Origin of the sequence: Anaerotignum sp. (genome assembly GCF_051877975.1) — a bacterium.
GTDB lineage: Bacteria > Bacillota > Clostridia > Lachnospirales > Anaerotignaceae > Anaerotignum_A.
Genome location: NZ_JBJEJK010000017.1, coordinates 1 through 21944, shown reverse-complemented (window position 1 = coordinate 21944; position 21944 = coordinate 1). Strand labels below are relative to the sequence as shown.

At 46.3% G+C, this 21944-nt stretch carries 21 protein-coding genes, 4 tRNA genes and 1 pseudogene; 6 read left to right on the top strand and 20 right to left on the bottom strand.

Features of this window, described 5'->3' with window-relative positions:
* Window positions 1-74: 74 nt before the first annotated feature.
* The 5 genes from ACI39P_RS03005 to ACI39P_RS02985 form a co-directional block, all read right to left on the bottom strand.
* Window positions 75-719, bottom strand: a complete 645-nt coding sequence (locus ACI39P_RS03005; protein ID WP_439719213.1) for a hypothetical protein — start codon at window positions 717-719, stop codon at window positions 75-77.
* Between the two features lie 12 nt (window positions 720-731).
* Window positions 732-1421: a metallophosphoesterase gene (locus tag ACI39P_RS03000; RefSeq protein ID WP_439719212.1), complete on the bottom strand. Its 690-nt coding sequence runs from the start codon at window positions 1419-1421 to the stop codon at window positions 732-734.
* A gap of 14 nt (window positions 1422-1435) precedes the next feature.
* Complete coding sequence (locus ACI39P_RS02995; protein WP_439719211.1) at window positions 1436-2227, bottom strand: GTP pyrophosphokinase; 792 nt, start codon at window positions 2225-2227, stop codon at window positions 1436-1438.
* A 143-nt stretch (window positions 2228-2370) separates the two neighbouring features.
* Entirely contained in the window at window positions 2371-4050 is a 1680-nt protein-coding gene (gene ptsP, locus ACI39P_RS02990) for a phosphoenolpyruvate--protein phosphotransferase (RefSeq protein WP_439719210.1), read from the bottom strand.
* A gap of 2 nt (window positions 4051-4052) precedes the next feature.
* Window positions 4053-4313, bottom strand: a complete 261-nt coding sequence (locus ACI39P_RS02985; protein ID WP_439719209.1) for an HPr family phosphocarrier protein — start codon at window positions 4311-4313, stop codon at window positions 4053-4055.
* A 187-nt stretch (window positions 4314-4500) separates the two neighbouring features.
* Between ACI39P_RS02985 and ACI39P_RS02980 the strand changes: the two genes are divergently transcribed.
* The 4 genes from ACI39P_RS02980 (at window position 4501) to ACI39P_RS02965 (ending at window position 6404) form a co-directional block, all read left to right on the top strand.
* Window positions 4501-4788, top strand: a complete 288-nt coding sequence (locus ACI39P_RS02980; protein WP_439719208.1) for a DUF2325 domain-containing protein — start codon at window positions 4501-4503, stop codon at window positions 4786-4788.
* A gap of 37 nt (window positions 4789-4825) precedes the next feature.
* Window positions 4826-5422 (top strand): DUF3793 family protein, encoded by a 597-nt coding sequence (locus ACI39P_RS02975; protein ID WP_439719207.1) that lies wholly within the window; start codon window positions 4826-4828, stop codon window positions 5420-5422.
* Window positions 5423-5452: 30 nt separating this feature from the next.
* Complete coding sequence (locus ACI39P_RS02970; RefSeq protein ID WP_439719206.1) at window positions 5453-5866, top strand: flavodoxin; 414 nt, start codon at window positions 5453-5455, stop codon at window positions 5864-5866.
* Window positions 5867-6056: 190 nt separating this feature from the next.
* Window positions 6057-6404, top strand: a complete 348-nt coding sequence (locus ACI39P_RS02965) for a hypothetical protein (RefSeq protein WP_439719205.1) — start codon at window positions 6057-6059, stop codon at window positions 6402-6404.
* Between the two features lie 287 nt (window positions 6405-6691).
* Here the strand turns inward: ACI39P_RS02965 and ACI39P_RS02960 are convergent, their stop codons facing one another.
* The 6 genes and pseudogenes from ACI39P_RS02960 to glmS all read right to left on the bottom strand — a co-directional run bounded on the left by ACI39P_RS02960 (window position 6692) and on the right by glmS (window position 13850).
* A complete protein-coding gene (locus ACI39P_RS02960; RefSeq protein WP_439719204.1) occupies window positions 6692-6856 on the bottom strand; it encodes a FeoB-associated Cys-rich membrane protein in 165 nt (54 codons plus the stop codon).
* An 18-nt stretch (window positions 6857-6874) separates the two neighbouring features.
* A complete protein-coding gene (gene feoB / locus ACI39P_RS02955) occupies window positions 6875-8884 on the bottom strand; it encodes a FeoB small GTPase domain-containing protein (RefSeq protein WP_439719203.1) in 2010 nt (669 codons plus the stop codon).
* A gap of 120 nt (window positions 8885-9004) precedes the next feature.
* On the bottom strand, window positions 9005-9217 hold the full coding sequence (locus ACI39P_RS02950) for a FeoA domain-containing protein (RefSeq protein WP_439719202.1): 213 nt from the start codon (window positions 9215-9217) through the stop codon (window positions 9005-9007).
* Between the two features lie 189 nt (window positions 9218-9406).
* Window positions 9407-9541 (bottom strand): hypothetical protein, encoded by a 135-nt coding sequence (locus tag ACI39P_RS02945; protein WP_439719201.1) that lies wholly within the window; start codon window positions 9539-9541, stop codon window positions 9407-9409.
* A gap of 13 nt (window positions 9542-9554) precedes the next feature.
* Window positions 9555-11791, bottom strand: a pseudogene (gene feoB / locus ACI39P_RS02940) (ferrous iron transport protein B).
* Window positions 11792-12026: 235 nt separating this feature from the next.
* The gene (glmS, locus tag ACI39P_RS02935; protein WP_439719200.1) at window positions 12027-13850 is read right to left on the bottom strand and encodes a glutamine--fructose-6-phosphate transaminase (isomerizing); all 1824 of its coding nucleotides are present in this window, start codon (window positions 13848-13850) and stop codon (window positions 12027-12029) included.
* A 461-nt stretch (window positions 13851-14311) separates the two neighbouring features.
* Between glmS and ACI39P_RS02930 the strand changes: the two genes are divergently transcribed.
* Together ACI39P_RS02930 and ACI39P_RS02925 are read left to right on the top strand one after the other, a co-directional pair.
* Window positions 14312-15184 carry a hypothetical protein gene (locus ACI39P_RS02930; protein WP_439719199.1) on the top strand — a complete coding sequence of 291 codons (873 nt, stop codon included), beginning with the start codon at window positions 14312-14314 and terminating at the stop codon, window positions 15182-15184.
* A gap of 30 nt (window positions 15185-15214) precedes the next feature.
* Entirely contained in the window at window positions 15215-15709 is a 495-nt protein-coding gene (locus ACI39P_RS02925) for a GNAT family N-acetyltransferase (RefSeq protein ID WP_439719198.1), read from the top strand.
* A gap of 141 nt (window positions 15710-15850) precedes the next feature.
* Here the strand turns inward: ACI39P_RS02925 and ACI39P_RS02920 are convergent, their stop codons facing one another.
* The 9 genes from ACI39P_RS02920 to ACI39P_RS02880 form a co-directional block, all read right to left on the bottom strand.
* Window positions 15851-17437 carry an NAD(P)/FAD-dependent oxidoreductase gene (locus ACI39P_RS02920; RefSeq protein WP_439719197.1) on the bottom strand — a complete coding sequence of 529 codons (1587 nt, stop codon included), beginning with the start codon at window positions 17435-17437 and terminating at the stop codon, window positions 15851-15853.
* On the bottom strand, window positions 17434-18198 hold the full coding sequence (truA, locus tag ACI39P_RS02915) for a tRNA pseudouridine(38-40) synthase TruA (RefSeq protein ID WP_439719196.1): 765 nt from the start codon (window positions 18196-18198) through the stop codon (window positions 17434-17436). The genes ACI39P_RS02920 and truA overlap by 4 nt, the downstream gene beginning before the upstream one ends.
* 15 nt (window positions 18199-18213) lie before the next feature.
* Complete coding sequence (locus tag ACI39P_RS02910) at window positions 18214-19848, bottom strand: putative manganese-dependent inorganic diphosphatase (RefSeq protein WP_439719195.1); 1635 nt, start codon at window positions 19846-19848, stop codon at window positions 18214-18216.
* Between the two features lie 274 nt (window positions 19849-20122).
* Entirely contained in the window at window positions 20123-20776 is a 654-nt protein-coding gene (locus ACI39P_RS02905) for an SdpI family protein (protein WP_439719194.1), read from the bottom strand.
* A complete protein-coding gene (locus ACI39P_RS02900; RefSeq protein ID WP_439719193.1) occupies window positions 20773-21045 on the bottom strand; it encodes an autorepressor SdpR family transcription factor in 273 nt (90 codons plus the stop codon). Before ACI39P_RS02900 ends, ACI39P_RS02905 begins: the two co-directional genes overlap by 4 nt.
* Window positions 21046-21245: 200 nt before the next feature.
* A tRNA-Cys gene (locus ACI39P_RS02895) sits at window positions 21246-21316 on the bottom strand.
* A 194-nt stretch (window positions 21317-21510) separates the two neighbouring features.
* Window positions 21511-21581 (bottom strand) — tRNA-Cys (locus tag ACI39P_RS02890).
* Window positions 21582-21584: 3 nt separating this feature from the next.
* Window positions 21585-21656 (bottom strand) — tRNA-Glu (locus ACI39P_RS02885).
* Window positions 21657-21702: 46 nt separating this feature from the next.
* Window positions 21703-21774 (bottom strand) — tRNA-Asn (locus ACI39P_RS02880).
* Window positions 21775-21944 lie beyond the last annotated feature (170 nt).

Below are 21944 nucleotides of genomic sequence, written 5' to 3'. Positions count from 1 at the left end.
GCGATTACTATGTGTTTTTTATTTTTACGTCATTATTATCTTAATGACATTGTCCCTTCGGGCTCTTTTTTATGTTACATCGCTTCTTTTTCTTCTTCCGCTTCCAAAACTGCTTCTACAATTTCTGCCACATTGCCTTCTTCCAGAGAAGATTCTTCTACGACTTCTTCCGTGGCTTGGGTATTCTCTATTTCTTCTGCGGCTTCAGCATCCTTTCTGTCCTGTTCCTTTTGCAGGATATGCTTGCCAACCATAAACAGCAGCACCGCCACCACCGCCGTAGGGATCACCGTCAGAATCAGCTGTACCCAATAAAACTGTTCCCCCCAACGGAAGAAAGGCAGCAGGACGCCGTAGATCATGGTATACAGCGCCGCCAGCAAGATCAGCACCCCGATAAAAGTACGTTTCTCTTCAAATTTCTGCAGGGGGTCGTCCTTGCAAAAAGCAACGACCCGATCAAAACAGTCCTGATCCTCTGCAGCCCGCATCTCTTCCGGCAGCTTTGCCACATGGAAGGTATCAAAAAAACAGTAGCACCAGATGACAGGCAGCAAAAAGGCAAGAAATTTCCAGCCGATGGTCAGGGTCAGCCCTGTCAAAGCCGTAAAGAGTGCCATCAGCAATGCCCCTTTTTTCATCATGCCAAAATACATATACCCGCCGCCGGGCCAGAGGGCACACAGAAATGTCAGTATCTTTTTTTCTTCCAATTTCATGTTTCTTCCTCCTTACAAGATGCGCTTAGGGCGAAAATCCAGATAATCCGCCGCAACCAATTCATAAGTGATGCCGTATCGTTCCCCTTCAAAGGCAGTGGCATGGCTGGCCGCGCCATGCAGATGCCCATAAATTACTTTTTGGACGGGGTATTGCTGAAAAAGTTCCGTAAAGGCGGAGTCTTCCTTTTTATCATTCATGGGCGGAAAGTGCATCATCAGGATAATTTTTTCCGCACCCTTTCTCATTGCTGCATCCAGCGATAATTTCAGCCGCACCTGCTCTCTTTCATATAACTTTTTATCCTGCTCGGTAAAGCGGGTATCATTGGGACAGAGCCAGCCGCGGCTGCCGCAGACGGCCCAATCCTCATATTCATCAAAAGTATTCTTTAAAAACCGCATCCCAGGGTATCTGGCCTCCAGTTTGGAAGAGGATTTCCACCAATAATCATGATTGCCCCCCAGCAGGATCTTTCTCCCCGGCAAATTGTAGATCACATCCAGATCCGCTGCCGCTTCATCGATCCGCATGCCCCAAGATAAATCTCCCGGCAAAAGGACAGTATCTTCTTCCTTGATGCACGCCTTCCAATTTTCTATAATCTTCTGGCTATGGTTTTTCCAATGCTCCCCGAAGATATCCATAGGCTTATCCACGGAAAAAGCAAAATGCAGATCTGCAATGGCAAATAAGCCCATGTCCTTCCTCCTTTTTATACACGGTAAACCTCAACCAACACATTCAGTTTTTCATTGAATTCCCGCAGTTTGTCAATGTCATTGCTGTTCCAGACATCAGAAAACTCCCGATTGATGGCATCCATATCCTCCAGCTTTGCCAAAAAATGCAGCTTCTGGATGTTATCCAGAATATTAGAAGTCATGTTTCTTCTGATCTCATTCAACCGCTGGGCATTTGTGATTTCTCCGCGGATAGTGGACATCTCCTGATCCAGATGGAAGGCTGCTTCCGCACAGTTGGTCAGCCTGTCCTGCAATTCCTGGGGAATATTCCCGCTGTATTTATAGCGCAAAGAATGTTCCGCCGTTGCCCAGAAGTTCATAGCATTGGTGCGAATCTGAATCTCCGCGAAAATCTCTTTCGGCCCCAAAGCCGTGCTCAGGGGATATTTGATGATGATATGATAGCTGCGATACCCGCTGGGCTTGGTGTTTGTTATGTAGTCTCTTTCTTCTACAATGGTCATATCTGTACGAGAACGTACCATATCCACCACTTTCTGGATGTCCTCTACGAACTGGCAGAGGATACGGATGCCGGCAATATCCTCAATTTCCTCCTCAATCCGTTCCGGCGGGATATGCTTTCTGCCCGCCTTATCCAAAATGCTGGCAGGCTTTTTCAATCTGCCCGTAACGGAATCTATGGGGGAATAAATGCCCAAATGCCGACACTCTTTATCCAGATTTTTGAACTTCAGCAGCAATTCTTCCACTGCCTGTTCATAGGGATAAAGCAATTCTTTCCAATTTATGATTTCCAAAAGGGTTCCTCCTTCGGCTAAATTGCCATAATTCTTCTATTTCATTGTACTACAGAATCCAATGCAGACGCAATGGAAGAATCCTTTAAATTTCTCTTAATCGCAGGCAAAAAGGCATATCCGGACAAGATATGCCTTTTTGTTCACCGTTCCAGCAGGCTTTTCACTTCTTTTTCCGTTCCTGCCGCCAATATCCGCTTAGCGAAGCCCTGAGTCTGCTTTTCAGAAAGCCCTCGCACCTGATAGCGCACAGCGGGGATTTCATTGGAAACCATACTGAATTCATCCAGCCCCATGCCTACCAGGATCGGTACAGCTCTTTCATCCCCGGCAAATTCTCCGCACATGCCAACTTCCTTTCCTTCTTTATGCCCCGCTTCGATGACCTTCGCCACCGCCCGCAGCACTGCCGGATGAAAGGGGCTGTAAAGTTTCGTCAATTTTTGATTCCCTCTGTCTGCCGCAAGGATATATTGAGTCAAATCGTTGGTGCCGATGCTGAAAAAATCCACTTCCTTCGCCAATTCTTCTGCCACGAATACCGCCGCCGGTGTTTCCACCATAATCCCCGTACTGATGCTTTCCCGAAAGAGGACATTCCGTTCCCGCAGTTCCTGTTTACAGTCTTCCAATAATGCATTGGCCTTACGAAATTCCTCCAAGGAAACAATCATCGGATACATGATGCGGATATCCCCAAAGGCCGCTGCCCGCAGGATGGCCTTCAGCTGGGTTTTGAATACATCCCGCATATCCAGACAGAAACGGATGGCCCGCCAGCCCAGAAAAGGGTTCTCTTCTTTTTCAAACTGATAATAGGGAAGGCTTTTATCCCCGCCGATATCCAAGGTTCGGATGATAATGGGCTTTTTCAAAATCTCCGCCGCTTTTTTATAGATTTCAAACTGTTCCTGTTCCGTAGGGAAACGACTGCTTTCCATATATAAAAATTCACTGCGGAACAGACCGATTCCCTCCGCCCCCTGTTTTTTCGCCGCTTCCACATCCTTTAAACTGCCTGCATTGGCATAAAGATGTACCTGCCGCCCGTCTGTCGTCACCGCCGGCAAGCGGTTCATTTCCTTTAGCTTTCGCCTCATTTCCCGCTCTGCTTCCTGCTTTTCGGTATAGATTCTCTTTGCCGCATCCTCAGGAGAAAGCAGGAGAAGTCCCTCGTTTCCATCCAAAATGACCTCTTCCCCCGGCTGTACCTTCTCCAAAATGCCTTCTACCCCCAACAAAGCCGGAATTTCCAAGCTTCGGGCCAGAATGGCCACATGGCTGGTGCTGCCGCCTTTGGCTGTTACCATGCCTTTGATATAGCGAAAATCCATCTTTGCCGTATCGGAAGGATTCAGTTCCTCGGCAAAAAGAATGACCTTCTCTTTGATATTCCGAAAAGGGTCATTTTCAATGCCCTTCAAAAATGCCATGATGCGGCGGCAAACATCCCTTACATCTGCCGCACGCTCCCGCAAATAAGCGTCCTCCAGGCTTTCCAGCAACCCACAGGTTTCCTCCATCTGTTCCTCTAACGCCCACTGGGCATTTTTTCCTTTTTCAATTTTTTCTTCCACTCCCAAAAGCAGGGTATCATCCTCTGCCATATCCAAATGGGCCGCAAAAATCGGGTTTGTCCCGGCCAAGGGGCGCAGGGCATCCCTGGTCTGCTCCACCGCCCGGCGAAACGCATTCTTTTCCCCTTCTTGCCGGCTTTCTTCTATTTCCATGTGTTCTGCTGTTAAATCCGGCGGTTGTACCAGAAAAGCCCTTCCTATTGCCACGCCTTTGGATGCCCTCTGTTCCGTTCTGATTTCTTCCATACTTATCCCTCCAGAAGCGCCAAAAAGGCCTCCAGTTTTTCCACAGAATGTTTATCTCCTTCCCCATCGGCAGAAAGCATCAGTTCACTGCCCTCCTTTGCCCCCAAAGTCAGAAGCTGCAGGATACTGTCCGCGGCAGCCTTTTTTCCATTGTGGGCAATATAGACCTTACAGGGCAGCTGCTTTGCAAAAGTTACCACTTCCGATGCAGGACGGGCATGAAGCCCTGTTTTATTTTTCAAGATCACTTTTCTTTCGACCATCTTTTCTACCTCCCAAAAAAGTATTTCCTTTAGTTTCCCTGATTCCAGAAAAAATATGAATCTGATATTTTTGAGAATCTTTTTCATATAAAACTACTTGGATTTTCTTGACATCTTTTTCCCCCTATGGTATTTTAAATACATGAGTTAGCTATGGCTAACTCAAGATATGAAAGGAGGTTCTTCCATGAGCGTAGTCATCGTAGGCGGTCATGACAGAATGGTTCGCCAATACATGGATATTTGTAAAAAATTCAACTGCAAGGGCAAGGTATTCACTCAACTCCCTGGCAATTTCAAGGGACAGATCGGTCAGGCAGACCTCATCATCCTTTTCACCAGTACTGTTTCCCATATCATGGCAAATGGTGCGGTGCAAGAGGCAGAACGAAACAATATTACCATCGAACGCAGCCACAGCAGTTCTTCTTCTGCGTTGAAGCGTATTCTTGGTCAATATTGTGAATCTTTATAACATTTAGTTAGCTCCGGCTAACTATCAGGAGGTATTTATGTCTGATTTTGAAGAAAAAATGCTGTATTATGCCTCCCCTGCTCTTTTAGGCAGAAAACAGGCAAATCTCTTTTCCTTCCCCATCAGCTGTCTGACAGATTATCGGAAGGAAATCGAAACATACAGGAAAGAACTGGCTCCCCTTGGCATCTCTGTAGAATATCTCTACAGCCGCCATCAGCGGGTATATTTGCTGATCTACCGCAAGGATATGCTCTTGCAGTACCTGAGACAGCCCGCCGTGAAAACCTTCCTCATACAAGAGGGTTATCCTGCGAACGTGGGGGAAGAAGCATCCTTCGATGCATGCCTCTGCACTCTGCGCCAGCATATCCTGCAGGGAAATGATTTTCCCCATGAGATCGGGTTCTTTTTTGGCTATCCCGCAGAAGACGTTTTCGCTTTCATCCGGGAAAAAGGCCGTAATTATAAGCTGGTAGGCGATTGGAAAGTATACGGCGACGGCAAAGCTGCCCTGCATACCTTCCGCAGCTATGCCAGATGCAGAAAAAGACTGATGGAACAAGCAGCTGCCGGCGCGAGCATCGTGTCCCTTCTGACACCCGTATGCGCCCATACAACTGTTTGCATATAAAAACTTACATCAATTAGGAGGCGTAACAACATGAAAAACGCAGTAATTTATTGGAGTGGTACAGGCAACACAGCAGCAATGGCAAAAGCCATCGCCGCAGCTATGGGCGAAGATACCGAAATCTTCTCCGTAGATAAATTTACAGGAAATATTGCAGACTATGATAAAATCGCCTTTGGCTGCTCTGCCATGGGGGATGAAGTGCTGGAAGAAAGCGAATTTGAACCTTTCTTCGCATCCATCGAAGGCAGCCTGAAGGGCAAAAAAGTAGCTCTGTTTGGTTCCTACGGCTGGGGCGATGGGCAGTGGATGCGCGATTGGGCAGACCGTACCGCAAAAACAGGCGCAAACCTGTATGATGAAGGTCTGATCGTCAATGGGTTCCCCGAAGGCGACGCAAAAGTACAGTGCACTGCCTACGGTGAAGGCTTTGCAGCATATTAAAAACGATAGATAGCATCTGACCTCAGATGTTTTCTTATAAAACTCCTCAATGAAACTCTCTATATTAAACTCAAAATGATCCTCTATTATCTCTCTAAACGAAAACGAGTCCCTTCGGGCTCGTTTTTGTTTTGTCTGCTTTATGTGTAAATGCATAAGAGAGACTCATTGCTGTCAGGATCCGGCATAAATGGCCGTTTCTTTCTCCCTGGACAGCCTGGAGCAATTGGCTCTATCATTTTCGTGTATGCTATTCCGTGCTGCCTTTGGCATCCTTCCACAAGAGCCTCAAAGAGCCTCTGATGCAGCTTTTATTCAGGTAGATCAGGGGATTGTTGGATGCGGAAAAACAGAACAGGGGCGGCGTCTGCCTTGTACAGAAACAATCGAGGATCGCATGACAGGAAATTTCGATTTGAAGAAAATATCAGCCATACTGTCCCATCATCTTCCTCTGTCTGCAAAATCCTCATGGAAAACGGCCGCTGTGCCGCAGGCTTCTTTATCTTTTTATCTTGCCGCCTCACATCCCCTTTGATAGAAGTGTCATAGTGCCCTTTTATTTCCTTTCAAAACAAAATGTAGAGTGGCTATAAGGCATCCACGAGGGGGTTCATAATGGTTCATAAGAATACCTCCATGCTTTTGTTGTGTAAGCAAACTATTTTATAAACCGATTCCAAACAGGCCCCCCAGCTGGGCAGAAAAACGCCCCTTTCCTAAAGAGGCCGGAAGAACAAATTCTGTGTCACCAGCTTCATATAAAAAACCAGCTTCATATAAAAAAACCGTCTACATTACTGTAAACGGTTTTTCCAATCCTACTTATTTCTCAGCATGACAACTGCATCCGCCATCGTGGTTTTTGCCGCAAGTACCTGCTACAGGGCAGCCAATACACGTCACGCCGCGTTTTTTTTCTTTTCTAATATAATGCACCGCTGCTCCGACCAAGATCAGAACAATCGCCAGAATGATAAAATTTGTCATGCAGAAAACTCCTTTTTCTTATACGCTTTTCGCTGTGCCATGCAGTGTATATTCCGCTGCAATGTTTTTGTTCGCTTTCCGAATCAGGCCAACGATAATAGCAACGATTACTGCTACAGCGATCAGACCGGGAACAAAGCCTGCGCCTAAAGTACCTTCTGTGATCAGTGTACCAATCTGGTATACAAAGAACGCTACTGTAAAGCCTGTCGCAAACTGCAGGGCGATGCCCCCTGCCAGCCATTTCTTATCTTTGATTTCAGAGTTCATAGCCCCCATTGCCGCAAAGCAGGGAGGTGTATACAGGTTGAACATCAGGTAAGCCAGTGCTGCAGCTTTTGTCAGGCCCATAATGGTAGCAACTTCGCCGGCGCCGCCTGTCAGGGCCAGTTCTTCTGTATCGATAAAGTTAGAGATTCCATAAACAACAGCCAGTGTACCAACTACATTTTCCTTTGCAATAAAGCCTGTGATGGATGCCGCTGCCAGCTGCCATACGCCGAAGCCCAAAGGAATCAGCAATACTGCAAAGGGAGACGCAATGGTGGCCAGGATGGAGGTACTTTCCATACCTTCTTCTACCAACTGGAAATTCCAGTTGAATGCCTGCATGATCTGCACTACTGTGTTGCACACCAGGATGATCGTACCAGCTTTGATGATATACGCTTTCCCGCGGGAACACATAGACAGGAACGCTCTCTTCAGGCTAGGCGCTTTATATTCGGGCAATTCCATAATGAAGAAAGACTTTCTGACTTTATGACCCGCAATTTTATTTACCAGCAGCGCACCAAAGAAGATCAGCGCAATACCCACGAAATACATCAGTGTCCCTACCCAGGAAGCATCTGCAAAGAATACGCCTGCAAACAGAGCGATAACAGGCAGCTTTGCACCGCAGGGCATAAAAGGTGTCAGCATAGCTGTCACTCTGCGTTCTCTTTCATTCCGAATCGTTCTGGAAGCCATAACGCCAGGGATAGCACAGCCAGTACCAATGACAAAAGGAATAACGGATTTCCCAGACAAACCAACTTTCTTAAAGATCGGATCCAGAACAACGCTGACACGAGCCATGTAACCACAATCTTCCAGCAAAGCAATCAGGAAATACATCACCATTACCAATGGCAGGAAGCCAATAACAGCACCTACACCGCCGATGATACCATCTACCAGCAGTGCCTGCAAGAATGGAGATGCATTTTCTACCAGCCCTGCGACATATTCCTGGAAGCTTTCAATCCATCCAACCAGAATATCGGCAATCAAAGGCCCAATGGTGGACTGGGAAATATAAAATACCAAAAACATGATAACCGCAAAAATGGGAATCCCCAGCCATTTATTTGTCAGGATATTGTCCAATTTATCCTGGCTGTTTTTCTCTTTTGTCAGTACTTTTCTTGTTTCAACAGCCTTTACGATATCATTTACAAAGGCGAAACGGCTTCTGTCGGAAGCTTCAACCGCTTTCTTATCTGTCAAATCAATATCGCCTTCATCGTAGGGTGCCTGCTGCCCTTTGCCTTTTAAGGCTGCCGCTGTTTTCACGACTTTCGCAAGGCCTTTATCACTTGCTGTTGTGGAAACTGTCTTGATGACGGGGCAACCAAGCTTTGCAGACAGCAGTTCCACATCAATCTGCGTTTCTTTCTTTTCGTTTACATCACTCTTGTTCAGGGCTACTACCACAGGAATGCCCAGTTCCAGCAGCTGTGTTGTGAAAAACAGAGAACGGCTCAGGTTTGTCGCATCTACGATATTAATGATAACATCAGGATTTTCATTTCTCACATAACTGCTGGTGATGCTTTCTTCCGATGTGAAGGGAGACATGGAGTAGGCCCCAGGCAGATCGACCGCAATCATCTCTTCTCCATCATAAAAACTTTTTTTGATTGGGCTTTCTTTTTTATCTACCGTAACGCCCGCCCAGTTGCCAACGCGTTCGTTTCTCCCGGTCAACGCATTGTACATGGTGGTTTTCCCACTGTTTGGATTACCTGTAAAAGCAATTCTCATTTTGGATTCCTCCTAGAAAAATAATCGTTCTGAATCTGACTGCATATAGTCTTTTTATTCCAAGAATAGTTAGGGGATGCTAACCAAAGGACAAAATATATGTGGTGATAAAATCACCACTTATACAATAATCGCTTCTGCCAAAAGATTGTCGATGGTATATCTGCCATCCTTGATGGAAACAACACAACCACCCTTCAGGCGGGAAATCACCGTAATGGGTTCTCCGCTGTAGCAGCCCAGAGAAAAGAGAAACGCATCCATTTCTTCATCGTCTGTTACAATCTCTTTGATGATATATTCTTCTCCTTCTTTTACAGCCGTCAGGTTCATACTATCCTCTCGCTTTCCTTACTATAATTAGTCACAACTAATTCTTATCGAAGTTTATCACAACTAACTTTCTCTGTCAATCACTTTTCCAATAATTAGCCAATATTTTTTCATAAACTTTCTTCATGATAATTTTTTTCAATAAGAAGGCCCCGGAACAATTTCCAGAGCCTCATATCCTTATATCATTTATCTTTTTTTGCTGCATCTGCTGCAGTCGCCGCTGCATCCGCCGCAGCCAGTACCATTCTTTTTTAAAAAGCGGATGGCAGCGATCACTGCCGCCAAAACCGCCCCAAGGATGAGATAATCAAAAATACCCATGCTTCTCACCTCTTTAAAAAATCAAATGAAGCACCTGATATACCCCAAAAGCAACGACCCAGGCTACTACACATTGGAGCAGCGCAATGCCCCAACCCAAAAGATTGCTGCCCAGTTCTCTTTTCACCGCCGCAATGGCCGCCATGCAAGGGGTATACAGCAGCGTAAACACCAAAAAGCTGATGGCGGAAATAGGTGTAAACAAACCGCTCAGGGCAGGCCCCAAAGCCTCCATGGAAGTGCCGGTCAAAACGCCCAAGGTGCTGACAACAGCTTCCTTTGCAGAAAAGCCCGTAATCAGGGCCGTCGGGATACGCCAGTCATCGAAACCCAGCGGCGCAAAAATGGGTGCCAGCCAATGCCCCAGCATCGCCAGCAAACTATCTGCGCTGTCTGCCACCACATTCAAACGGCTGTCGAAGCTTTGCAGGAACCAAATGATAACCGTTGCTACAAAAATGATGGTAAATGCCCGCTGCAGGAAATCCTTCGCCTTATCCCACATCAGGAGCAATACACTTTTTGCGGAAGGGAAACGATAGTTTGGCAATTCCATAACAAAAGGAACCGGTTTTCCACGGAATACTGTTTTCCCAATCAGCAGAGCCATCACAATGCCTACGATGATGCCCGCTGCATACAGACCGATCATCACCAACGCCGCATAATCAGGAAAGAAAGCTGCCGCAAATACCGCATAAATGGGAATCTTAGCGGAACAGCTCATAAAAGGTGTCAGCATGATTGTCATGCGTCTGTCCCTTTCAGAGGATAAGGTTCGCGTTGCCATGACCGCAGGAACCGTACAGCCAAAACCCACCAGCAAAGGCACAATGCTTCTGCCGGAAAGGCCGATCTTTCGCAGAAGTTTGTCCATCACAAAGGCAATCCGCGCCATGTAGCCCGTATCCTCCAGAATAGAAAGGAAGAAAAACAGTACCACAATGATGGGCAAAAAGCTCAATACACTGCCTACACCGGCAAATACACCATCGATCAACAAACTATGTACCACAGGATTGATGCCATAGGCTGTCAGCGCCGCATCTGCCATAGCTGTAATGGCATCGATGCCTGCTGCCAGTAAATCACTCAGATATGCACCAATGACATTGAAAGTCAAATAAAACACCAAAAACATGACCCCAATAAAAATGGGGATCGCCAGAAATTTATTGGTCAGAATATTATCGATTTTAACGCTGCGGATATGTTCCTTGCTTTCCTGGGGTTTGATCACCGTAGCATTGCAGACCTTTTCGATAAAATCATACCGCATATCCGCCAATGCGGCATTTCTGTCCATGGCATGCTCCTCTTCCATCTGGATAATGCTATGCTCCACCAATTCCAGCTCATTCTGGCTCAGTTCCAGCTTTTCTGCAATGGAAGGGTCATTCTCAATCAATTTTGTCGCCGCAAAACGGGTGGAAATGCCTGCCCGCTCTGCATGGTCCTCAATCTGATGGCAGACAGAATGGATACATCGGTGGACAGGGCCGGAAGGGCAAAAATCGTATACCTTGGGGTATTCCCTTCCCTTTGCCACCCGAACAGCTGTCTGCATCAGTTCGTCGATCCCTTCGTTCTTTACCGCACTGATGGGAACTACAGGGATTCCCAGTTCCTCACTCATTTTGCTGATATCAATGGTGCCGCCATTGCTGCGCACTTCGTCCATCATATTCAGTGCCAATACCATGGGGATATGCATTTCAATAAGCTGCAGTGTCAGGTAAAGGTTTCTTTCGATATTTGTGGCATCGACGATATTGATGATACCATCGGGTTTTTCATTTAAAATAAAATCTCTTGTCACAATCTCTTCGCTGGTGTAGGGGCGGATAGAATAAATCCCGGGCAAATCCACCACAGAGCAGTCCTTTTCTCCCCGCACTTCCCCCACCTTCTGATCTACCGTTACGCCTGGAAAATTTCCCACATGCTGATTGGAGCCTGTCAGCTGATTGAAAAGTGTCGTTTTCCCGCAGTTCTGATTGCCTGCCAATGCAAAGATCATTCTGCTTCCCCCGCTTTCACTTCAATATTTTTCGCATCATCCATACGAATGGTCAGAGTATATCCCCGCAGGCGCAGTTCCATGGGGTCACCCATGGGGGCAACCTTCGTTACCGTCACTTTTGTTTTGGGAATGATGCCCATATCCAGCAGACGGCAGCGCAAAGCCCCTTCACCGCCTACCTTTGTAATGACCGCTTCTTTCCCGATGGGAAGTTCATTCAATGTCATAAATATCCCTCTATTCTAAACTCTAAACAAATTCAGCAAAAACTGAAAAAATTTATCAATAATAACACCAGAAATGAGTATATCACGGCTAACTTCCAGTGTCAACGAAATGAGTTTATTTCAGCTAACCTTTGTTGCCCGCCGCAAATACACAATTCCCTCTGTCCCCGTTTTTCTATTTTATGTTTCGGAGCAACAGAAAAGGACTTGGAAGATCCAAGTCCCTTTTTTTCCATTATTCAACAGTAACCGATTTTGCCAGATTTCTGGGTTTATCTACATCACAGCCCCGTTCCACAGCAATATAGTATGCAAACAGCTGCATCGGCAGCACATTATAAGAGCTGGTGAACAGATGATTTACCTTCGGCAGATACACCACTTCATCTGCCACATCTTCGATGGCAGTGCAATCTTCTGCCGCAATGGCCAGAACCTTTGCGCCTCTGGCTTTTACTTCCTTTACATTGCTTACTGTTTTTTCCAGCAGGCTTTCCTGGGTTGCAATGGCAACCACCAGTGTTCCTTCTTCGATCAGGGAAATGGTGCCATGCTTCAACTCGCCCGCAGCATAGGCCTCGCTATGGATATAGGAAATTTCCTTCAGCTTCAGAGAAGATTCCATAGCTACCGCATAATCCAGCCCACGGCCAATGATGAATACATTTTCACACTGGGCATAGCTCTTTGCAATTTCCGCCATTCTTGCATCCAATTTCAGCACTTCCGCTGTACGCTCCGGCAAAGTCCGCAGTTCTTCCACTGCTGCTTTATAATCTTCTGCCGCCATGGTGCCCCGCACCTTTGCAAAATACAGAGCGAGCATATACAGCACAGACATCTGTGTGGTATATCCCTTTGTTGTGGCAACGGCAATTTCGGGCCCCGCCCATGTATAGATCACATCGTCGCTTTCTCTGGCGATGGAGCTGCCTACCACATTTACAATAGAGATGACTCTGATGCCCTGTTTCTTCGCTTCCCTCAAGGCAGCCAGTGTATCGGCAGTTTCGCCGCTCTGGCTGATGATGATGCAAAGATCACCTTTATTCAAAATAGGATTTCTGTATCTGAATTCGGATGCAATATCCACTTCCACAGGGATACGGCATACTTCCTCCATCACATATCTGCCTACGATACCGGCATGCATGGCACTGCCGCAGGCTACGATATGGACACGGCCGCAGTTTTTGATTTCTTCTTCTGTCAGGGAAATTTCATCCAGCTTGATATCTGTTTCCGTCATGCGGGGCTGAATGGTCTTTTTCAGGGCTTCGGGCTGTTCCATGATTTCTTTCATCATAAAATAATCATAGCCGCCTTTTTCCGCCGCATCGATATCCCATGTCACATGGTAGACCTCTTTTTTGATTTCGCTGCCATCCATTGCATACAGCTTTACGCCGTCATTTTTCAGCACTGCAATCTCATGTTCATCCAGCAGGTAATAATCTCTGGTGTATTCCAACAGAGCGGGAATATCGGAAGCAATAAAGTTTTCACCTTCGCCCAAGCCAACCAGCAAGGGGCTGCCCTGGCGCACTGCCACCAGTGTATCGGGATGATCACTGCACATGATGCCCAAAGCATAAGCACCGCGGATTTTTTCCAGCAGCTTTCTTGTGGTGGAGATCATATCACCGTCATACAGATATTCATACAGATGGGCTACCACTTCCGTATCTGTTTCAGATTTAAAGATATAGCCTTCTTTTTTCAGCATTTCCTTCAGTTCCAGATAATTTTCAATGATACCATTGTGTACCACGGAAATTTTACCATTCTGGCTGTTATGGGGATGGCTGTTGGTTTCGCTGGGTTCTCCATGGGTTGCCCAACGGGTGTGACCGATGCCGATGTGGGAAGACTTCTGCCCTTCCTTTTCCAGCTTTTCCGCCAGCCCTGCCAGTCTGCCTTTTACCTTGATGGTACGAATACCGCCCTCATATACAGAAATACCTGCAGAGTCATATCCACGGTATTCCAGCTTGGAAAGACCATTCATCAATACAGGAACGGCCTGCTCTTTCCCAATATATCCTACGATTCCGCACATAATCTTCTACCTCCAAATATTTATTCGTCCGTTGCCTTTCTTTTGTCGGGAGTGTTGACCGCTCCGTTTTATAAAAAGGCCTGCGTCCCTGAACGAAAGGGCGAGGAGCATCCGCCGAATATTCGATAAACTCCTGCCTCGTCAGCCGCCCGATCTGCGGCTCTGGCGCTTAAATTGTCTGTAAAACCTTCCTTTCCTTTGAAATGACCGATCGGAAGCCGCCTCTCTTTTTTTGCGCATAGAAAGGCATTATCGACTGATTATATCATTTTTTTTACGCCCGGTAAAGCCTTTTTCCCATTTTATGCAGCTGCCCTCTGTCTTTGTGCACGAAAAAAGACAGAATCTTTATATTTTTGAAAGATTTTTGTTATGGATTATTCAAAAAGATACGTTATACTATATTAGTATGAGTCATCCCATAATAAAAAAAGGATTCGACCGAAAAGGAGGAATATAAAATGAAAAAATTACTTGCGCTTTTTCTTGCCTGCACCATGGTGTTGGGCTTGGCTGCCTGCGGCGGCAAAGAAGAGGAAACGCCTTCCCCTTCCGCAGAAGAAGCCGTGGCTTCTATGACTGCCCCTATCGATGCTCTGGCAAGATGTATGCTGGAAAACGATATGGAATATGATCCCGAAGATCCTGATTTCTTCTGGACTGCCCTCTACTACTTCGCAGGTGCCTATGGCTTGGAACATGAACAGGTAGAAGAGGTTCCGGATACCTATCAGCTAAAAGTTCCCAAGTCGGTAATGGAAGAACATGCCATCGCCCTTTTCAGCGATTATGAAGGCCTGATGGATCTGCCCTCTATTATGAAAGGCAATGTTTCCTACGACCCCGATGAAGATGCTTACTATCTTTCCCGCGGCGATATCGGCCTTTCCGAAACAAGACTGACCAACGTAGCGGAAACAAATGAAGGTTATACCCTGGTGGCAGAACTTTGGTCCACAGGCCCGGAAGAAGATCTGATCGCTGCATGGGATGTAACATTGATCCGAAACACCTTCTCTGAAGAAATCGAAAATCCTCTGTATCTTTGCAGTGTTTCTTCCATGAAACAAATTGAAAAAGAGTCCTCCGGAGGCAATGGCAGCGGAAACAGCAGCGAAACGCCTGATGAAACCATAACGGCAATCTTCAACGGCCTGTCCGATTCCCATACTGTAGAAGTGACTCTGCCCGATGGCGGCATTCAGGCATTCCAATTTGATGCAGGCTCCGAAGTGGCCGAAAAGATTTCCTCTTTGCAGGAAGGCGATGGATTCACCTTCGGCTATATTGCTGATACAGCCACAGGTGCGAATCGTATTGTATCCATAAAATAAAATGCAGATGAAAAGAAAGGTGGTATCTCCATGAAAATCCAGCTGAAACCTATGACAATGGAACACCAGACACCCATCATGGAAATTTTCAACTACCACATCAAAACAGGCACCGCGGCCTTTCCTTCCAACCCCTTGCCAGAGCCCTTTTTCGGAATGCTCCTGAAAAAGGCAGAGGGCTATCCTTCCTACATATGCGAAGAGGAAGAAAGCGGCTCCATCGTTGGCTTTTGCCAGCTCAGTGCCTACAGCCCCTTTCCCACTTTCCGTTCTGCCGCCTGTGTCACTTACTTTCTGGCAGAAAACAGCACTGGCAAAGGCATCGGTTCCCTTTGCCTTGCAAAATTAGAGGAAGAAGCTAAAGCTATGGGCATTCAGCACCTGATCGCAGAAGTCTCCTCAGAAAATAAAAGCAGCCTTTCTTTCCATCAGAAACACGGCTTTGCCGTTATCGGCGAACTGAAAGAAATCGGACACAAACTGGATCGTACTTTCGGTGTCGTTCTTTTGCAAAAGACCCTGTAAATTGTGAAAGCAGACTCTATGGCGCATCCTTAGAAGAAAACATGAAAAAGGGATGAATCCTTATAATATAAGGATTCATCCCTTTTATTCTTTTTCAATGTTCGTTTTCTTCCAAGGTATGTCACCAGCAGTTCTGCTTTTTTATTTCTGCCAACCATATTTTTCAGCGATCTTTTCCGCAACATAAATGCCATCCACAGCCGCGGAAACGATCCCGCCGGCATATCCAGCTCCTTCTCCCGCAGGGTAAACACCCGTTTTATTCATACTCATGGCTGTTTCATCCCGCAGGATGCGAATGGGAGAAGAACTGCGGCTTTCCACCGCCGTCAGCAGGGCATCTGCCCTGTCGAAGCCCTTCAGCTTTCTGCCCATGGCAGGCAGGGCTTCCCGCAATGCCTCTGTCATAAAGGAAGGAAAAATCTCATCCATATCGCTTTCTTTGACGGAAGGGCGATAAGTTGCTTCCACCTCCACAGCAGAAACAGTCTCCCTTTTCAGGAAACTGCCGACCCGCTGCACCGGAGCAGTATAATCACCGCCGCCAGCTTGAAACGCCTTTTCTTCCAACTCCCGCTGGAAATACATCCCCGCCAAAGGATGGTCACTGCCAAAATCCTCTGGGAATACCTGCACCAATAATGCGGAATTGGCATTTTTACCATCCCGGGCATGTTCGCTCATGCCATTGACCGCCAGCCTCCCCTCTTCCGAAGCTGCCGCCACCACATACCCCCCGGGACACATGCAGAAAGTATAAACCCCTCTGTCTTTAGAGGTTGTGTAAGTCAGGCGGTAATCCGCCGCAGGCAATTTATAAGCCGCTTCTCCATATTGGGCTGTATCTATCATTTTCTGGGGATGTTCGATACGGACACCCATGGCAAAGGGCTTCTGTTCCAAAGCGAATTTTTCTGTATAAAGCAATTCAAAGGTATCTCTGGCGCTATGCCCCAAGGCCAGCACCACATCCTCTGTTTCGATTCTTTCGCCGTCTTTCAAAAGAACCCCTTTGATTTGATTACCATCCCATTCAAAACCAGTCACCTTTGCAAAGAAGCGTACTTCTCCCCCCAAGGAAATGATTTTCTCCCGAATCTGTTTTACCACACTCCGGAGCAAATCCGTGCCGATATGGGGTTTCGCGTCATATAAGATTTCTTCCGGAGCCCCGGCATCCACCATTTCCTCCAGCACCTTACGGCAGCGGGGGTCTTTGATACGGGTGGTCAGCTTGCCATCGGAAAAAGTGCCTGCACCGCCTTCCCCAAATTGTACGTTATTTTCCGTATCCAGCTTGCCTGTGTTCCAGAAACACTCAACGGCTTCCCTGCGGCTGTCCACATCGCCGCCTCGTTCCAAAATAATAGGGCGCAGGCCCATTTCCGCCAGCAGAAGCCCTGCAAACATCCCCGCAGGGCCAAAGCCAACCACAACAGGCCGTTTTTCGGGCATTCTTTCCCCTTTCAGCATATGATAAGCCAAATCAGGAGTTTTTGAGATATTTTTCTCCCGATTCTTCTCTAAAAGCTTCTTTTCATTTTTCACTTCCACATCCACCACATAAACATAGTGGATGTTGTCTTTTTTTCTGGCATCCAAAGAACGCTTGAAAATGCGATACCCCTCGATCTCTTCCATGGGAACACGCAAAGCCTTTGCCAGCTTCTTTTCCAACGCCTTTTGGCTGCCATCAATCGGCAGTTTCAGTTCGGAAACTCGAATCATTTTTCTTCCCTGCCTTCCCATTCTTCATAAAACACTTCCCGCAGAAAGAGCCCGCGGCTAGGGGCTGTAAAGCCTGCCGCTTCCCGGCTTTCCGCCCGCAGGATATCCGCCATTTCAGAGGCTTTTCGCTTGCCTTCCCCTACTTCGATGAGGGTGCCCGTCAGGATACGCACCATCTGGTATAAAAAGCCGCTGCCATAAAAATGCAGGATGAGTTTCTCTTCTGTTTCTTCCAAGCAAATATCATAAATCGTACGGACTGTAGATTTTTTCATCCGCTTATTGGCACAAAAACTTTTGAAATCATGCTCCCCAAGAAAGGCTGCTGCCGCCTGCTGCATGGCCGCAATATCCAAATCCTCTCCACAGCGGAATACATATTTCCGTTCAAATACAGGGGAGCGTCTGCTGTTCCAAATGGTATAGGAATAGTGCTTTGCCTTAGCGCTCAGCCTGCTGTGGAATCTGGGCGGCATCTCCTCAATGGAAAGCCCCGCAATATCCTCAGGCAGTCTTTCGTTAAAGGCATCCAGCAGCTCCTCCGCCGTTCCTTTCCAATCCATATGGAAATTCATGACCTGCCCGGTGGCATGGGTTCCCGCATCCGTTCTGCCGGAACCGAAAACCTCCGTTTCCTGCCCACAAATCTCTTTCAGGATACGTTCCAGCTTTTCCTGTATCGTATTCTCTGTATTGCCCTGCTTTTGCCAGCCATTATAACGTGTACCGTCATAAGCCAGAATGATCTTATAATTTTTCATAAAATCTCCTTCATCTTACTGCTGCAGCGCATGCAGTATATTGGGCACAAACTGTTTCTTTCTGGAAACCAAGCCGGGCACATGTACCCAATTTTCCTCTCCGGAACCAAAGGCATCTTCTACCAGTTCCTTGGCGCCTTCGCCAACAAATACCAGATCGGAGGATTCTGTCAGGATATTTGTCAGCAGGAAGAACAGCATTTCCCCTTCCTTGACAGCCCCTTCCATATAAGACGCTATTTTCGGACGCAACTGTTCCAGTTCTGTTCTGTCCATAGAAGAAATCTGCCCTGCGCCAAAATTTTTGCCATGTCCGCTGAATTTCTTAAAGTCCTGATAGAAAATCTCTTCCGGCGTTTTATCTGCCAGGCTGCTGCCGGCACGGAACATTTTTTCCGCATGATCCTGAATCTCAATCCCTGCAATGGCTGCCAGTTCTTCCGCCGCTTTTTTATCCTTGGCTGTGCAGGTGGGAGAACGGAACATCAATGTATCAGACAGGATGGCGGAGCAAAGCAGCCCGGCAATCTTAGGCTCCACCTCCACATTGTTTTCCTGATACAGATCATAAATAATCGTTGCAGTGCAGCCTACGGGCTGGTTGCGGAAATATACAGGCATCGTTGTTTCCAGGCTGCCCAGTCTGTGGTGATCGATAATCTCCATGATTTCCGCTTCTTCAATGCCGTCTACCGCCTGAGATTTTTCATTATGGTCTACCATAATGATCTTTTTATTATCCATACTCAGCAGGGAACGTCTGGAAAGCATCCCGCAATAGTTGCCCTCTCTGTCCAAAACAGGAAAATCTCTATGGCGGATTTTTGCCAGTGTTTCTCTGATATCTGTGATAAAATCTTCACTGCTGAATGTGATCAGATTGTCTTTTCTCATAAAATAGCGCACCGGCGCACTCTGGGAAATCAATCTCGCTACCATAAAAGTATCATGGGGTGTGCTGATGACTTTACAATTATTTTCCCTTGCCAGTTTCTGAATGGTTTTGGAAATTGGCGCCCCGGTACAAACGATGATACACCCTGCGTTCATTTCAATCCCGCAAAGCTGATTTTCAAAGCGGTTCCCTGTCAGCAGCATATCCCCATCTTCCACATAATTTTCCAGCAGATCCGGGTTTGCTGCGCCAATCAGAATTTTCCCCTGTGTGATTTCTTCCTCAGGGTCGCCTACGATCATCGTTCCATCAATCGCATCCAGTACGTTGGTATATTTTGTATGAGACATGGCAAGGATACGGGTTTCATAAATATCCATATTGGCCGTAGCAATATCCTTGACAGAAATAATCCCTTCCAATCTGCCGTCGTTTACAACAGGCATGGTGGATTCCTGTAAATCTCTCATGGTGTTCCATGCGTTTTTGATCGAAATATCCGCAGTCAGCACAGGGGTCGGCTTAATGGTAACGTCCTTAACCTGCGTCCCCACATGGGCTATAAAATCCGGGGTTTCCACACCAAAAAAATCCAGCACATATTTTGTTTCATTATTGATTTCGCCAGCTCTTTTGGCTTCGAATGTCCCTTCCTCTGTTTGATTTTTCAGTGCGGCATAGGCAATGGCAGAACAGATAGAATCTGTATCCGGGTTTCTATGGCCAATGACAAAAGTCTTGTTTTCCTTCAGCATCTCTTTTCTCCTCTCTATAAACAGATTTCGCAGCATTTTTTCAGCCATCTATTGCCCAATGGCATTGGAAAGCCCCGTGCTGCGAAGAAACACCTCTATTCTTTTTTCTTTCATATTCTTACTAACATTTTTCCAGTTTTAGTATATCTGATAAAATGGAAGAAAGAAAGGTAAAAAAGTATTTTCGTGAACTTGTTCATTGGAAAATATTTTTTATCTGTTTTATACAGCAAATGTACCTCAAATATCACAATTCGAGGTACATTTCCTTACATCATTCTTCTTTTTTCCCCATTTCCTGCCGATACCATACATAACTCATCACCGTTGGTATCAGACAAATTCCTATAGCCACCGTAATTGTCAAAACCACAGATACCCTGGGCGCAAAGCACAGCGCAGAAATCAGCATCAAAATCCCCCCGAAAACAAATATCTTTCCTCCCAGCCTCTGGCTTTTATTCCAAACGGTATCACTTTGCAAAGCCCACGGAGTTCTCACTCCTGTAAAATAATTTTGTTTCACCTTGGGAAGCATATTTCCCAGGGAAATAAACAGTACTGCGACCATCGCACAAACCCATTTGCACATGTCATATCTGCCGGGCTGCATCGCTTCTGCCAATGTCAATCCCATAATCCCTGCCAAAAATCCCAGCAGCCATAGAATCATCCAGTCATAGGTCTTCTGAAATCTTTTATAATTTTTATGCTTCGGATCGATTTTTGCCAAAAATGGCATCAGAATGCCCAATAAAATATTCAATCCTGCCAGAAAAAACAATTCCCACTTGGCTCCATAACGGTCAACGGTTCCATCGATCCCCCAATGCATTGGCACCTGTTCCGGCAGTCTACTATATACCGCCAATACCATTAAAAGCGGCAGTACGCTTAAAATCAGCATTGATATTTTCTTTATTTTCATGTTTCCTTCCCCCCTGTCAACCCTGTGATCCAGCTTAAAATTTCCTCAAACACAGACATATTCAATTCGTAATAAATATATTTTCCTTTTTTCTCATCGGAAATCAATCCCGCCTGCTTCAAGATAGATAAATGATGGGAAATGGTCGCACCTGTAGCATCGAAATGGGAACCAATCTCTCCTGCTGTTTTCTGTCCATCCTTCAAAATATCCAGAATCTCTCTGCGGCTGGGATCGCTGATGGCTTTCAACGTTTCCTGCAAGCCCATGCTCCTGCCCCCTTATCATTTAGATATTTGTCTAAATGATATCATGTTTCTTCTGATTCGTCAATCATATTTAGATATTTATCTAAATATGATGAACAGAATTCCTTCTAATACCTGCAGCTGCCCGCAGCAGCTTATAAAAAAAGTCCCCTGCTATTTTGCACAGAAAAAAGTCCTGATCTCTCAATCAGGACTTTCAAAGGTGCCACCCGGATTTGAACCGGGGATAGAGGTGTTGCAGACCTTTGCCTTACCACTTGGCTATGGCACCATGTTCATTTGTTCTCTATCAGTATACTCCTGTTTTTTGGTTTCGTCAATCCTTTTTGCCGTTCTTTTTCCGACATAAATCGTAACAAAGCCATAGTCAGTTTCAACACCATCTATTCACATACTCGTTCTTTTTCATGATGATAAAACAAAAAAGCCCTAATCTTGCCTTTGCAAAATCAGGACTCTTTTCAGAGGCGCCACCCGGATTTGAACCGGGGATAGAGGTGTTGCAGACCTTTGCCTTACCACTTGGCTATGGCGCCATATGATCCGTGCGGGATTCGAACCCGCGTTACCGCCGTGAAAGGGCGGTGTCTTAACCCCTTGACCAACGGACCATATATGGAGTTTGTTTACAAACTCCAAAGCATTTAGCTTCTGAAACTCCCCGAGCGGGACTCGAACCTGCAACCCTCCGGTTAACAGCCGGATGCTCTGCCATTGAGCTATCGAGGATTAGTATATTTGGCTATGTGTCTCACACCTTCAAAACTGAATACACGTGAAAGCTTTTATAGTTTATCATCAATCGCTTCTTTTGTCAACAACTTTTTCGTTGTCTCCTTTTTATTTTGGTCAAGCCCTCGATCTATTAGTATTGGTCAGCTGAACACGTTACCGTGCTT